Annotated in this window: 17 protein-coding genes; 12 read left to right on the forward strand and 5 right to left on the reverse strand. The window is 51.6% G+C overall.

Features of this window, described 5'->3' with window-relative positions; genetic code table 11:
* The first annotated feature begins 88 nt into the window (after positions 1-88).
* Positions 89-1,066, forward strand: coding sequence for a magnesium transporter CorA family protein (locus J7E85_RS28055; RefSeq protein WP_215163218.1), 978 nt, complete (start codon positions 89-91; stop codon positions 1,064-1,066).
* 92 nt (positions 1,067-1,158) lie between these two features.
* Here J7E85_RS28055 and J7E85_RS28060 read toward each other — a convergent pair whose 3' ends face one another.
* The 3 genes from J7E85_RS28060 to J7E85_RS28070 all read right to left on the reverse strand — a co-directional run bounded on the left by J7E85_RS28060 (position 1,159) and on the right by J7E85_RS28070 (position 2,440).
* Entirely contained in the window at positions 1,159-1,590 is a 432-nt protein-coding gene (locus J7E85_RS28060) for a DUF5665 domain-containing protein (protein WP_215163219.1), read from the reverse strand.
* A gap of 134 nt (positions 1,591-1,724) precedes the next feature.
* Positions 1,725-2,135, reverse strand: coding sequence for a YtxH domain-containing protein (locus J7E85_RS28065; RefSeq protein ID WP_215163220.1), 411 nt, complete (start codon positions 2,133-2,135; stop codon positions 1,725-1,727).
* 47 nt (positions 2,136-2,182) lie between these two features.
* Positions 2,183-2,440 carry a GlsB/YeaQ/YmgE family stress response membrane protein gene (locus J7E85_RS28070; RefSeq protein WP_006212694.1) on the reverse strand — a complete coding sequence of 86 codons (258 nt, stop codon included), beginning with the start codon at positions 2,438-2,440 and terminating at the stop codon, positions 2,183-2,185.
* Between the two features lie 282 nt (positions 2,441-2,722).
* On the opposite strand from J7E85_RS28070, the gene J7E85_RS28075 reads away from it, so the two are divergent.
* Together J7E85_RS28075 and J7E85_RS28080 are read left to right on the forward strand one after the other, a co-directional pair.
* Complete coding sequence (locus J7E85_RS28075) at positions 2,723-3,727, forward strand: asparaginase (RefSeq protein ID WP_215163221.1); 1,005 nt, start codon at positions 2,723-2,725, stop codon at positions 3,725-3,727.
* A gap of 65 nt (positions 3,728-3,792) precedes the next feature.
* On the forward strand, positions 3,793-4,512 hold the full coding sequence (locus J7E85_RS28080) for a pirin family protein (protein ID WP_215163222.1): 720 nt from the start codon (positions 3,793-3,795) through the stop codon (positions 4,510-4,512).
* Positions 4,513-4,622: 110 nt separating this feature from the next.
* Here J7E85_RS28080 and J7E85_RS28085 read toward each other — a convergent pair whose 3' ends face one another.
* Positions 4,623-4,850: a DUF1128 domain-containing protein gene (locus J7E85_RS28085; protein WP_015737472.1), complete on the reverse strand. Its 228-nt coding sequence runs from the start codon at positions 4,848-4,850 to the stop codon at positions 4,623-4,625.
* Positions 4,851-5,032: 182 nt separating this feature from the next.
* Here J7E85_RS28085 and yyaC point away from each other — a divergent pair, with 182 nt between their 5' ends.
* From yyaC to J7E85_RS28110, 5 genes are all read left to right on the forward strand, one after another.
* Positions 5,033-5,572, forward strand: a complete 540-nt coding sequence (gene yyaC, locus J7E85_RS28090) for a spore protease YyaC (protein WP_215163223.1) — start codon at positions 5,033-5,035, stop codon at positions 5,570-5,572.
* A gap of 108 nt (positions 5,573-5,680) precedes the next feature.
* Complete coding sequence (locus J7E85_RS28095) at positions 5,681-6,472, forward strand: alpha/beta fold hydrolase (RefSeq protein WP_215163224.1); 792 nt, start codon at positions 5,681-5,683, stop codon at positions 6,470-6,472.
* A 28-nt stretch (positions 6,473-6,500) separates the two neighbouring features.
* Positions 6,501-7,412: a DUF6483 family protein gene (locus J7E85_RS28100; RefSeq protein WP_251036097.1), complete on the forward strand. Its 912-nt coding sequence runs from the start codon at positions 6,501-6,503 to the stop codon at positions 7,410-7,412.
* 36 nt (positions 7,413-7,448) lie between these two features.
* A complete protein-coding gene (locus tag J7E85_RS28105) occupies positions 7,449-8,624 on the forward strand; it encodes a class I SAM-dependent methyltransferase (RefSeq protein WP_215163225.1) in 1,176 nt (391 codons plus the stop codon).
* 311 nt (positions 8,625-8,935) lie between these two features.
* Entirely contained in the window at positions 8,936-11,128 is a 2,193-nt protein-coding gene (locus J7E85_RS28110) for an O-antigen ligase family protein (protein ID WP_215163226.1), read from the forward strand.
* 41 nt (positions 11,129-11,169) lie between these two features.
* On the opposite strand, the gene J7E85_RS28115 is transcribed toward J7E85_RS28110, so the two are convergent.
* The gene (locus J7E85_RS28115) at positions 11,170-11,484 is read right to left on the reverse strand and encodes a hypothetical protein (RefSeq protein WP_215163227.1); all 315 of its coding nucleotides are present in this window, start codon (positions 11,482-11,484) and stop codon (positions 11,170-11,172) included.
* Positions 11,485-11,635: 151 nt separating this feature from the next.
* Between J7E85_RS28115 and uptA the strand changes: the two genes are divergently transcribed.
* The 4 genes from uptA (at position 11,636) to J7E85_RS28135 (ending at position 13,828) form a co-directional block, all read left to right on the forward strand.
* A complete protein-coding gene (gene uptA / locus J7E85_RS28120) occupies positions 11,636-12,247 on the forward strand; it encodes an undecaprenyl phosphate transporter UptA (protein WP_215163228.1) in 612 nt (203 codons plus the stop codon).
* A gap of 3 nt (positions 12,248-12,250) precedes the next feature.
* Positions 12,251-12,817, forward strand: a complete 567-nt coding sequence (locus J7E85_RS28125) for a thioredoxin family protein (protein WP_215163229.1) — start codon at positions 12,251-12,253, stop codon at positions 12,815-12,817.
* A gap of 2 nt (positions 12,818-12,819) precedes the next feature.
* Positions 12,820-13,458 carry an MBL fold metallo-hydrolase gene (locus tag J7E85_RS28130; protein ID WP_215163230.1) on the forward strand — a complete coding sequence of 213 codons (639 nt, stop codon included), beginning with the start codon at positions 12,820-12,822 and terminating at the stop codon, positions 13,456-13,458.
* A 178-nt stretch (positions 13,459-13,636) separates the two neighbouring features.
* On the forward strand, positions 13,637-13,828 hold the full coding sequence (locus tag J7E85_RS28135; protein WP_215163231.1) for a hypothetical protein: 192 nt from the start codon (positions 13,637-13,639) through the stop codon (positions 13,826-13,828).
* Positions 13,829-13,991: the final 163 nt, after the last annotated feature.

Consider the following 13,991-nt stretch of genomic DNA (forward strand, 5'->3'; position numbering starts at 1 on the left):
CAACATAAGGCACGCTTCCTCCATTACAGGAAAGCGTGCCTTTTTGGAACCTACGATTCGTATTTATAGAAGGGAGTGGCAAGGAAACATGCTGGGGCCGGATAGGATGGAAGGTCAGAATATTTATACTTTTGCAGGGGGATGGAAGTGGTACGATGTTCGAACGGATGACTGGCAATCCTCCTGGATCGGTGAACTTCGGACGTGCTATCCTTATACAGCCGAATGGTTTGATCTGGCATCGACGTTAAAGGAAAGAAACTACTTATCCGTCCGATTCAAGGATGGGGTGGAGCCGGTCATTATGGGAACCATGCTTTATAAGGTTACGGATGATGCCGATCATTACAAGTCGGAACAGTTCTATTTTTATACAGACCACCAAGTGCTGATCACCATCAATTTGGATGAGCATACCCGAAGCGTGATGGCTAAGTCCGATAGAGCTTCCACGCTTCATCAATGCCAAAAGCCTGTCGACGGCATGTTTGTGCTGGCTCGGGCCATTCTGCATTATTACCATGCGGGAATGGACCAATTCGAGCATAACCTGCGTCTTGTTGAAAGCGATATGCGTACGCGCAACCGAAGGTCCTTAATGGACAGTATTCTGTCGTCCCGGTTTGAGCTGTTGGAGTGGAGTAATCTGTTTATTCCTTTTCAGGAGCTGATCGCCGCAGCAAAGGAAGGGTATCATGGCGAGCTGGATAGCAGCCGCTCGTTTCAACAGCTCCTTCATCGAGTGGAACGAATGGAAAAGCTGATTCATCATTATGAGCGTGAAATCGATACGCTGGTATCGATAGACGATGCAATCTCTGCGTTCCGTGGTAATGAAATTATGAAGACCCTGACGATTTTTACGGTCGTGCTCACGCCGGCAACCGTGGTCGGAGCCATATGGGGTATGAATTTTGAGAATTTGCCCGCCATTAAGACGTTCTGGGGATTTACGGCAATCAGCGGCTTCACCCTTCTGTGGACCGGGGGGATGTATCTTTGGATGCGTGCGAAGGGATGGACGGGGGACCTGCTTCAAGTGAAGTCCAGCAACAAAAACCTTTAAGGTACGAAGGATATGCATGAATGGCAGGAAGAATGATCACAACGCCCGGTGACCTCTAAAGGCACCGGGCGTGTTCATGAATTAAAGACACACTAGGATCTGGATTGATCAATATATCCTTGCAAATCCGAGATGAAATCTCCAATCATCGGTACGTTGACAAAGAAGCTGAGAATGTAACCCAGAAGACCCAGCACGAGTGCCGTGCCAAGAGTTAAGCCTAGCCCCCGGGATAGTCCGGCTGTGAGGTTGGCGATGATGCGTTTCTTGGGATTCATGTAATGATCGATCATGTCCTTCATTTCGGATTTCTCCAGCGTGGTGGCAATTTTGTCCAGACGAGTGTTCAGTTTCTTTACTTCGTGTCGCAGTTCAAAGGGATGCTCCTGGATATTATCCGTCTCCCGGGAGCGCCTTTCTTTACTTGTTTCGGTTTCCATTCGTGGCTCCTCGCGTCGTGTCGAACGATCGCCGCTTCGGGTCGAGAAGCTGGAGCCGCTATGATATGGGTTCGCTTTACTCATGAGATATCCCCGCTTTCTAGGCAGATGCGCCGTTTCATCTCAATTATCAATCCATATGATGCTTATAAGCTGACTGTCACGATCTGGCACAAAAATAGCCAGCTGTGTCAGCTGGCTATTCGTGACCTCACGAATTAAACATTCGTTGTCGATTTTATTTCACGGCTGACATCGGAAGAGGTATCCATCGCTTGATCCTTTACGTCTTTGGATGCATTAGAAACCTCGCTGGACACGTCCGCCGATGCTTCCTTGACGCTGGACATAATGTTTTGGCGGCCTTCATTCACGGTGGCCATCACATCGGAGGTTTTGGTGCCCACGGTTTTGGCCAGTTCAGAAGCTTTATCGCCTACGGTATAAGCAACTTCCTTGGTTTTATCCGTTACCATGCTCAGTTTCTCGGACAAATCCCCGCGCAGTTCGCGGCCTGGCTTTGGAGCGAACAACAGAGCTGCTGCCGCTCCGACCAAGGCACCGATGAAAGCACCTTTGAAGAATGTGGAACCGCTTTGTACTGGATGTTCTTGTTCTGTGTGATTCATAACTTTCACTCCTTTTAGTTAATATAAAAAGAATATAGACACGAGAATCAGGCTGTACGTCTAAATAGCTTGGCAACAAGACCGAGCAAGAATACGAAGATAGCTGTGCCGATGATAGCGGGCACAATGGCAAATCCGCCAATGACAGGCCCCCATGCTCCGAAGAGCCATGGTCCGAGCCATGCGCCCACGAAACCAGCGATCATGGATCCGATAATTCCGCCCGGCATTTCATGACCAACCAGTGCATCCCCGATAATCCCGATGATGATTGCCATTACGATGCTGATGATGATTCCCCACATACGATCGCCTCCTTTTTAAAGAGCAATGTTGTTCGAGTGGGCTTGCTTATCTCGTAATTAAACCTAAGGGCACATCGTGAAACAGGACAGCATGAAACGGGAGATAAAATGAAGTGTCCGTCCCCTACGGAATTTAGCCTGCTGTTATTTGCAGATTTTTGTACTATACTGAATACAGATTTGCAATAATCCTCGAATAAGCGAGGAATATAGGTACCACACATGAAGAGTTTTTTAAGGCAGGAATACGGTCACAGACGGTTATAGAAGGAGTTATTCAACATGGACACTGTATTAGTGAATGAATATCGTGCGGATATATTAGAGTGCGTCCACAATGGACATATATGTATTGTTAATGAACAAGGAAGCGTTCATGCTTACGCGGGAGATCCGGAATATGTCGCATTTACGCGCTCTTCGGCCAAGCCGATGCAGGCGATCCCCTCCATCCGCGGCGGACTTGCTGACCATTATGGACTGACGGATAAGGAAATCGCGATTATGACGGCTTCGCATCGGGCGGAGCCGGCTCACGTAGAAGTATTGGAAAGCTTTGCCCGCAAGGTGAATATTAGCGAAGCTTACATGGTTTGCGCGTCCAGCTGGCCGCTGGATGAGGAAAATAAAGAAGCTCTTCTGCGAGAGCGGAGAGACAAGAGCAAATGGTACCATAATTGCTCCGGCAAGCATTATGGCATGCTGGCCTATTGCCAGATGGCAGGATATCCGGTGACGGGATACGATCAGCCGGAACATCCGCTGCAGCAGGAGATCCTTCAGACGGTCTCCGATTTGGCCGGACTGGCTCCCTCTGATATCCGGTTGGGAACCGATGGTTGCGGCCTACCGGTATTTGCCATGCCGCTTCGTGCTCTGGCTACAGCCTATATGAAGCTTGCATCCCCGGAACTTATTGAGGATGAGCCAACCCAAAGGGCGGTCATCCGAATTACGGAGGCCATGCATGCATCTCCCTATATGGTGGCGGGAAATCACAAGGTGGACACCCTTCTTTTGGAAGATGATAATATTGTGGCCAAGGGAGGCTTTAAAGGTGTGTACTGCTTGGGTCTGAAGAAGGAGCGCCTAGGCATTTCGTTCAAGATTGCAGATGGCTCTGAAGAAGAATGGGGCTGGGTAGCGGAGTCCATATTGGAGCAAATCGGGTATAACAACAAAACAACCATCGATCGCCTGAAAGCCGCGTATCCCAAGGACTTATACAACGATGAAGGCTTTAAAGTAGGTAGGGTGGAAACCGCATTCAGGCTAGCTCATGCGTAAGCATGACTGATTAGACCGGAAACCGCCGGGGTATTGATTAGTAAAAACGGCGGAGGTGACCGGCCATGATTAAAATCATGACGGCAGCGGAACGACATACGACCCATAAAGACGGGATTCATAGTGAATTCAGCTTTTCCTTTGGTGATTATACAGACCCACATAACGAGCATTTTGGAAGCTTGCTGGCACATAATGAATATGTGCTTAAACCGAAGGAAGGTTTTGATCGAAGGTTTCATCATGACTTGGTCATTGTCCATTTGGTGCTGGAAGGCACGTTAACGTATGAAGATGATACAGGGAAAGAAATGGAACTGACGCCCGGTTCGATTCATGTCGTGAATACAGGCTCCGGCGTATACCATGCAGAGAAGAATGACTCATCTTACGAGGACGTACGCTATCTGGAAATGTGGTTTCTACCTGCGGAGCCGAACCTTGAGACCAGTCATCACCAAGGCGATTTTACAAAAGAACAGCAATTGAACCAGGTGCTTCCGATTATGGGGCCGGGCCACGGGGAGCGCAGCTTGCCCGAGTCGCTGGATGTTGTAATGTACAGTACCATACTGGAGACAGGACAAGAACTGACGTACAGCCTGGCCGAAGGTCGGAGAATGCATTTGTACGTGATTAGTGGTCAAGTCGAAATATCATCGGAAGACGGCATGTTTGATATTACAGCGGGTGACGCGGCCAGGATACAGCGCCGTCATGAGCTGACATTCCGAGGGAACTCAAGTGAGGGGAACTCGGAAGTGGTGATGATTGATATGCCGTAGAGAAGGACAGAAAGCCCCCGGAACTTTGCTTAGATTAGCGAAGTTCCGGGGGCTTTGCTATACAAGGGCTCTTCTTTTTGATCTTTTCAAGCTTTTCGGGCCATGATGATCTATTGGTTCCCACGCAGCTGCCCGAGCTCCGATACAACAGCTTCCACTTCCGATATACTAAGGTTTTGCTTATTCATGACCATGTCGTACAAATCATAAATATCATCATATTGGTTAACCGAGAAGGCAGAGGCTTGCATAGCAGCCCCTGTAGCCATCCGAAGCTTGGTTTTAATCTGTTCAATCATATACTCGACATTGGCTTGGGATTTTTCACTCAAATCCATGGATTAACACCATCCTCTCATAGGCGGATTTACGATTTTCGTCCCTGTATTGTACCATGTTACCGTGCGGCTCGACCAATGTTTTTGCCATCGGAGACGGAGATAGGTTAAAATCAGGAAAAAAAGGTTTTTCAGGCTGTGGGACAAGGTTTCAAGCGATGTAATCAAGGAGGAGGTCCGTCATGAGCGAACAAGCCGGCAAGACGCCAGGCGTACAGGCTGTAAAAGCTAAAATGTCGGGGCATGAACTAACGGATTTTTTTCGGTCGATTTCGCAGCGGCATGCGCTGGACAGCATCGTATTTTTATGTATAGGCACCGACCGTTCCACAGGAGATGCACTCGGACCGCTCACAGGAAGCCGGCTCATGGAATACGGTTTTCCGCATGTGATCGGGACGCTGCCCGAACCGTGTGACGCTTTTAATCTTGAGTCAAGACTTCAAGGTATACCTGAGGACAAGACGATTATTGCCATTGATGCATGCCTGGGACAAGCCTCGTCGGTCGGATATTTCTTTACATGCGAGGGCCCGCTGACGCCTGCCCAGTCCGTCGGCGGGAGGCTTCCGGCAGTGGGAGATTACAGCGTGGCAGCGGTTGTGAACGTCCATGGACCGAAGCCATATTGGACTCTTCAAGTGACGTCTCTATACCAAGTCATGGGGATGGCGGAGCAGATAGCAAAGCAAGCCGCTATAGCCTTTGGCCTTAGGCCGTAAGACACGGCGTTTCAGCCGGTGGTGTTTTTGTTTAATAATAGATCATTCTTTATAAAATAATGGGTGTCTATCACATGGCATCCGCTGAATAGAAAGAAGGGTATCGCTATGGAAAAAGTACAATGCAACGGCAGCACGATTTGTTATGTTGATCAGGGACAAGGTGAGCCCATCATTCTGCTTCACGGTTTCTGCGGAAGCTCCGCCTACTGGGAACAGGTCCTGCCATTTCTTCAAGGCTTCAGAGTCATTGTACCGGATCTCCGTGGTCACGGGCGGTCTGATGCACCGATGGGATCGTATACCATTGAACAGATGGCAGACGATGTGCTGCTATTGATGGATGAGCTCGACATCCCGAAGGCAGCATTACTCGGTCATTCCCTCGGAGGATACATCACGCTCTCCTTCGCCCAGCGTTACGCTTCTCGTTTAAACGCCTTCGGCCTGATTCATTCCACAGGCTACCCGGATTCGGACGAAGCGAAGGAGAAGCGGGTGAAGGCGGTCAGCACCATCCAAGGGGAGGGCATTACGGCTTTTGTTGACGGATTGGTGCCCGGCTTATTCGCTCCGGATACGAAGGATACCAAGCCGGAATGTATTCAGCGGGCGAAGGAGATAGGCTATCTAACGCCACCTCAGGGAGCGATCGGAGCGGCGCTGGCGATGCGTGAGCGTCCGGACCGACGCGATGTGCTCTCGGCGTCCATTCTGCCTATTCTGCTGGTAGCAGGGGAGAAGGACGGTTTGATTCCGGCAGAGCGTACCTTTACGACAGACCATGACAACGTGACCCAATTTGTAATCGAGGGCGCAGGACATATGAGTATGATGGAGACGCCGGAGAAGCTCGGGGAAGCCATCACTTCTTTCATGGGACGGCTTGAGCATGAATAAACGCATGAGAATCTTTCGATAGTTTATAATGAACGGATACCCCTGTGCGGGATATCCGTTTTATTTTTGTGCCCAGGCATACCCTCCGTCGTTTGCTTGGCCGGCCGCCGAAATAGAGCCGAGAATGGGGGGAGGGCTGGCTACTGGAATTCTGGCCCCGGATAGCCTACAATTTAATGGTGATCCGGTTTGGATTTGGACCCGGCAAGATCAGAATACGCTGCATTTGTCATGGATGCAGGTTGGGGGTGGGCGAATGTTTCGCAGGGATTATCTCGTGCGGCTAATTGAGGATATGACACAGATGATTGCCAAGGTGTTTTCATTGAAGCAGGAGCGAAAGCACACAGAAGCCCTATGGGAGCTTGATGAGCTGTTCAAACGGCAGTTCCGGTTGAATTCAGAGCTGCTTCGCTCATTGTCTGCTGCCGATATTGAACAGCTTTTTCGCAGTCATGGTTATCTGGAAGCGGATAAGCTGCAAAGCGCCGTCAGGCTTATGGAAGAGGAAGCATCCCTGCTGCTTGAGCTGGAGCGTGAAGAAGAGGCTGTGATGCTCTATACCAAGGCTTTTCAGCTATATTTGAAGTCGGCCCTGCAAGGAGCGGATCTCAATCTGATCGGGTTGACGGAACGGATCGGTGTGGTGAGAGAACGTTTAAGGTCATACGCATTGCCCGAGACGGCGATGCGGGATTACTATGCATATACGGAGCAGCAGGGGATGTACGCGGAAGCGGAGAACACCCTCTACCAACTGCTGGATAACGGCAAGATGGAATATGGCGAAGCCGTACAGTTCTATCAAAGATTGCAGCTGAAGCTGCCCGAGGATTTGGCGAAGGGCGGGCTTCCGCTGGAGGAAGTCCACGAAGGAATGGATGAGCTTAACCGTCGTTTTCCGCATACAGCGGTGAACGGTGACAAGTCGTCTACCTAAGCGGGATTCACCTGTCTATCACCTAAAGAAAGCGAGATGTGCCTTTTGGATGCATTAAGGAAATTGATTCATAACATCATGGAAGAAGGCTCGTTGATCACGGCTACGCTAAGCCAGCTTCGCAAGCGGGAAGGCATGACTTACAGCAAAGTAACGGTTAAGCCCGTAGAGCTCAAGAATAAGCTGCACTACCAGTTCGCCTATTATTCCGGAACCAAAGTCACCCATCAGAACGTGCCGGCGGATGAGGCGGAGGCGGTGCTGGTTGACATGTTCGAGAATGTATTCCGGCAAGCGATGATGTATACGTCGGAAGCGGATTATCAGGTACTGATCTCGAAGAAATATAAGGTTTCGATTCTGACCAAATCCGCCTCCAAGACCAAGACGGATTTGTCTCATAACCGGAAAAAGACGTATATCCTTGAAGAGGGAGAGCCCGTTCCGTTTCTGGTGGAACTCGGCATCATGAGTGAGGACGGCAAAGTATTTGCTCGCCGGTACGATAAGTTCAAACAGATCAACCGGTTTTTGGAGATGGTTGAGGATGTGCTTCCCCACCTGCCGGAGGACCGTCCACTGACGATCGTTGATTTTGGCTGTGGAAAATCCTATCTGACCTTCGCTTTATATCACTATTTGGCGGTAACCGCGCGCAGAAAGCTGAATATTGTCGGATTGGATCTCAAGGCGGATGTCATCGAACACTGCAGTATGCTGGCGAAAAAACTGAACTACACCCAATTGCAGTTTCTTGTCGGTGACATTGCGGAATATGACGAGCTGGAGCAGGTGGATATGGTGGTTACGCTGCATGCATGTGATACGGCAACAGACGCTGCGCTGGAAAAAGCGGTCCGTTGGGGAGCTTCGGTTATTCTGTCGGTGCCTTGCTGCCAGCATGAGCTGTTCTCCCAAGTCCAAAGCCCTGTTATGGAGCCGCTGCTGTCCCACGGTATTCTGAAGGAACGATTCTCGGCGCTTGCTACGGACGCCATTCGAGCCAAGCTCCTTGATCTGATGGGCTACAAGACGCAGCTGCTCGAGTTTATTGATATGGAACATACCCCGAAAAATATATTGATCCGTGCGGTTAGCGGTTCTGCCGGGGATCGGGATAAACTGTGGCAGGAATACACTGCGTTTCGCGATTTTTTAAGCGCCTCGCCATATCTTGAGCGGGCGTGCAGAGACTTGCTGCCGGATACGTAAAATCACATCATGTTGATCTCAGAAAAGCGATGAAAGTGCGACTGCACTTTCATCGCTTTTTTTAAGTGTCAGAAAGTATGAACTTCGAAGCAAGGACTTCCAGATATCGCAAGAAAGTTTGGCATCGAGTAGATATCTTCACCCCGATTGCCGGTGATTTCGGGCAATATCTAAACGCGGTCTTTCTTCAAGAATAACCATGTAAGTCCTTGTCCACAATGGCTAATAGCTGGTTTGGCCACGAAGGACGGATGCCGTGTAAGGAGCAGCCGAGGATGAATGGTTATGCATGGGAACGGGGGCGTTGGTTCATGGCAAGGAAGATCTTACATCGTAATTGCGGGATCATGCTGATTGCACTTGTCTTGGTGGCAGGTATCCGGAGCGGAATGTTTTTTGATGGGGATATCTATGGGGTCGGAGTGGGTTTTGGAGTGCTTCTGCTGCTTATGATGGGAACTAAACGGCATGGTGGAATCCAAGGACAGGAGATTGATGGCATTGGCATGATGCCTGGATTGGTTAATTTGGATAAAGGTTTGCGGGTGGTGCTTGGGTGCATCTGCGGAATGATTCTCATGTATGTGCTTCATGCAATCGGGCGACCACTCTCTCTGGAAGGCACGATGAAAGAGATCATCCTGTGGGGAAGCTACGGCTCTTTTGCAGCCGTTGCCTGGCGTATATGCCGTACAGGTGATGGCCTACGTATGATGCAGGTGGCTTGGCATCTGATGGGTGCTGTGCTGTGCGGCAGTGCTTTGCTTGCCGTATATGGGCTTTTGGAGCTGCCGTATGGGATCTATCATACGGCGGATGCGGACATCAGCGCGACGGGCGCGAGGCTTGGCGGCCTGCTTCAGTACCCGAACACGTTCGGGGCCGTGATGGCCGCCTTCCTGCTGGAGCGGCTGTTCGCGCTGCCGTCCGTCCTGCGGACCCGGACGGGCACGCTCCGCGCAGCGGCTGCCCTGCTGCCGCTTCTGCCCTACACCGCCGCGCTGCTCCTGACGGAGTCGCGCGGCGCCTGGCTCGCGGCCGCACTCGCGTGCGCGGCCGGATTTGCCCAGGAGCGGCGTGCTTTCGCGCCGCTCCTGGTGGCTGCCGCCGCGCCGTTGGCGAGCGCGGCGCTGCTGTACCGCCAGCTGGCTGAGGCCAAGCTGGCTCCAGCCGTGCTGCCCGGCCTGCTATGGCTGGCCGGGCTTTGGGCCGGCGGCGTCCTCGCCGGCCTGCTGCTGTGCCGCTGGCGGCACAGCGGGGGCTCGCGGCGGCGGTATGCCGCGCCAGGAGCCCTGGGGGCTGCGGCGCTGCTGGCTGCCGCAGCCGGAGCGGTGATCCTGCATCAGGTGCAGGATCGGACTCTGGGCGGCGCGGCAACGCTGAGCGCGCGCCGCCTCATGTACAGCGACGCATGGCAGCTGGCCCGGTCGTCGCTGTGGCTGGGACGGGGAGGGGAGACGTGGCGGCAATCCTACCTTGCCATTCAGTCCCAGCCCTACGTGGGTGCCGAGGTGCACAGTGGATATATGGATATCCTGCTGAATACGGGCGTGATCGGTTTGCTACTTGTCCTTGTTCTGGTTAGCTTTATGGTTGCGGGGCTCATTGCTGTGAGCTCCCGACTCATGCCCGCTGCCTTCGTGCTGATCGGACACGCGGCGGTGGACTTTGACTGGAGCTTTGGTCTGGTATGGCTGCTGCTGCTGTGGCTTACAGTAATGGGCTTCGCTGCGGCCTCTGGTCGGGAAGTACAGAATGGCCCTGACACAGCTCAAAGACGCAAACCCTTCAAAATAGAGAAGAAGCTGCTAGCCGTTTATGAAGGGAACCGGGGAAATCGGCCGATACAATCGCTGCCACTGCTCAGGGTTACAGCGATCGTTCTGCTCGCGGGCTGGGTTCTTCTCGCTGCTGCGCTGGGCATCAGTGAGGTCAAAGAGCGTGGGGCCGCCTCGGAACCGCCCGGACGGCAGATAACGCTCCTCCAATCCTCGTTAAGGTGGAGTCCTGCCAACACGGAGGCGGCACTGAGCCTGGCGGATTGGCTTCCCCCAAGCCAGCGAATCCCGCTGCTGATGCAAAGTTTGGTATATGCACCGAATCACCCGGGGCTGAGCTGGAAGCTGGCAGAAGCTTACTCGCTCAGAGGCGAATCAGAAGAGGCGGCAGCCTGGTATATAGCGGCCATTGATCAGGATCGGTTCAATGATGTCAAACACACCCGAGCCGTGCTGAAGCTGGCTTCCCTCGCAGATTGGCACCGGACGGCAGGAGATTCCGCCAGATCGGTTGAAGCGGCTCGGGCTGGATTGGAGATCTTGAAGCGCTATCGGTCCCTTGCAGCCGGTCTTCATGAGATGAAACATCTTCGCAATGACCGGGAATTCGATCTGTCTGTGCTTGCGGTACGGCAGGCCAACCGATTGGAAAAAACGTTGAATGGGGGAACACGGAAGCATGCGGCAAGGCAGCCCATGAAAGCAGATATCTTGGCCCTGCGCTAGCTTCAGAATCATGCCGTACTACGGTACAAGAAATAGCAGCGTTATCCGCCGAAGGCATCCCGGAAGGCCGAGGCCAACTGACGTTCAGGAACCTCCCACAGCTCGGCCAGTTCGCCGCAGACTTCCTTTTCCCACCAGTCGCACAGAAGTTTCTTGTTGCTGTAGTTTTCGTGGATCCAGATCAAATTGCCGATAACCTTCCGGTAATACAATTCTTCACCTTGCTTCAAGGTTTCCGGAGGAAGGTACAGCTTGAGACGTTTGGTCGTGCGATATAATTCTTTGCTGCAGGCCCGCCGTATCCCTCGCGGGGAGGGGGGCTTGCTGCCCGGTTGTTTGGCATGGGGAGAATGCATGCGTGACTCACTCCTTTGCTTCACCATATGTCCCGAAACGGGCGAAAGTCACTGTGCCGCCTCTAATTGGGCGCAGTAGAAGGCATGTCCCGGGCTGTGTTAGAATAGGCTAGTACTAGAAATCAACGCAGGAAGAAAGCGGGGGACAAGCGTGGAATTCTTTTACGAGGTAGTAGGCCGATTGTTTGAATGGATCCAGCAGCTGGGCTATTTCGGAATCATGTTCGGTTTGATGGTGGAGGTCATTCCCAGTGAGATCGTACTCGCCTATGGCGGTTATCTGGTATCCTTGGGTGAGGTGCATTTTCTCGGAGCCCTGCTCTTCGGTACCGTTGGCGGTGTGCTCGCACAGTTGTTTATTTATTGGATCGGCCGTTATGGAGGCAGGCCCTTCTTGGAGAAGTACGGGAAGTACATATTGATTAAGAAGAAGCATATCGATTACGCCGAGGAATGGTTTGGCAAGTACGGCACCGGCGTTATATTTACGGCACGGTTTGTACCGGTGGTACGGCATGCGATTTCCATACCGGCAGGCATCTCCAAGATGCATGTGGGACGGTTTACACTGTTGACCACCCTGGCCGTTATTCCATGGACGGCATTATTCTTATACCTCGGATTGCTTCTGGGTGATCAATGGGAGCATATCGACGAGAAGGCAGGGCCGTACGTACAGGAAATTCTGCTGGGGGCATTGGCCGTCATGATTCTTTATTTTTTGATAAAATGGATAAAAACATCGAAGGGGAGGTCGAAATAACGAATGAGCATGAATATGGCAAATCATTTGGGGACAGGCATATCTCCACAGCAATTTATGGACGGTATGCAGAAGAATCAGGAGACGTTCAAGGCAGGGTATGAACAGTTTGTCTGGGAGAATGAAGAGGATAAAGAGTTCTTCGAAAGCCTGAATTTCCGGGATGACCTGCGGGTCCTCATTCTGGCAGCGGATTGGTGCGGCGATGTTGCACGCAATATACCTGTCGTATTTCGTGCGATGGAGACGGCGGGGATGGAGACTGAAGTGCTGATTATGGAAGAGAATCTGGACGTCATGGATCAGTTCCTGACCATGGGCGGACGCTCCGTTCCGGTTGTTATCATTTCGGATACCGGAGGACATGTTCTCGGTACATGGGGACCGCGCCCGGCGCATGTGCAGAAGTTTATGATTGAGTTTAAGCAGAACAATCCGGATCGTGAAGCACCGGACTATCAGGACAACCTTGAGGTCACACGACAAAGCATTATTCAAGCCTACGGGGAAGGGTATGAGTTTCACGCTGCAATCATTAAGGAATTGCGTGAACTTATGTCAGGGTTCTAATTATGACACTTCATATTGAGACTTTTAATTTAGGACCGCTTCAGACGAATGCGTATTTATTGACAGGGCCTGCAGAAGGCAAAGCAGTCATTATCGACCCTGGCATGAACCCGGGAGCGCTGTTGAAGCGAATAGCCGATTTGGAAATTGAAGCGATCCTGCTGACCCATGCGCATTTCGATCATATGGCCGGTGTCGAGGAAATCCGTAAGCTAAAGGGTTGTCCTGTTTACCTGCACACCCTGGAGAGTGAATGGCTGTCCAGCCCGAAGCTTAACGGCTCGATGATGTGGCCACAGGTAACGGAACCGCTGTCCACTGAGCCGGCTGAGTACGATTTGGCGGATGGACTTGAGCTGCAGTTGATCGGACATACCTTCAGTGTCTTTCATACACCAGGTCATTCACCGGGAAGTGTGAGCTTCAAATGTGGAAATGATCTATTTTCCGGCGATGTGCTGTTCCGTCTAGGCGTTGGGCGAACGGACCTTCCTGGAGGTCGTGAACGTGATTTGATTGATTCCATTCAAAATACGCTGTATAGCTTCCCGGATGAAGTCGTTGTGTACTCCGGCCATGGACCCCGGACAACCATTGGCTATGAAAAACAGCGGAATCCTTACGTCCCTGCCAGCCGATAAGATAGCTTCCGACATAAATCGGGATTTTTTATCTGGACAAACATAGACAACATTGATACAATACGGTTAATTAAATGTTACCCTTGCGAAGCACGCAGACTGTGGAATTTATCCCGGTTTGCGTTCTTTTATTTTATGGGGAGTTTTTTGGCATGGACGTGATTAGGGGGAAGCGCCAGTGAGGAAAGATCATCTATCGCTGTTGAACGGAAGGGCTATAAGAAGCGAAGCGATTGATCGACAATCGGAGTCCCACCGGCAGACCCAGACGGAAATATCCTCGGTTGTCTGGGACAGGCTGGTAAAGGATGAAGGGATAGCGCAGCAGCCATGGCATCATCGGCTGCAGGTTATAAGATCTAATCAATAGATCGACATACGAACATGACATCCTCATCATGAAGTGAATGTGTTCTTTCTATTGGAGAGGGCGGCCGGTTATTTACCGGCTGCTTTTTTTTTAGGCTTTAGCCGGTTGAGCGCGTAAAACGTGCGAAACAAAAAACCACCCGCTATGCGGGTGGAGGGATCGG

The sequence above is a fragment of the Paenibacillus sp. ISL-20 genome (assembly GCF_018613005.1).
GTDB lineage: Bacteria > Bacillota > Bacilli > Paenibacillales > Paenibacillaceae > Paenibacillus_AQ.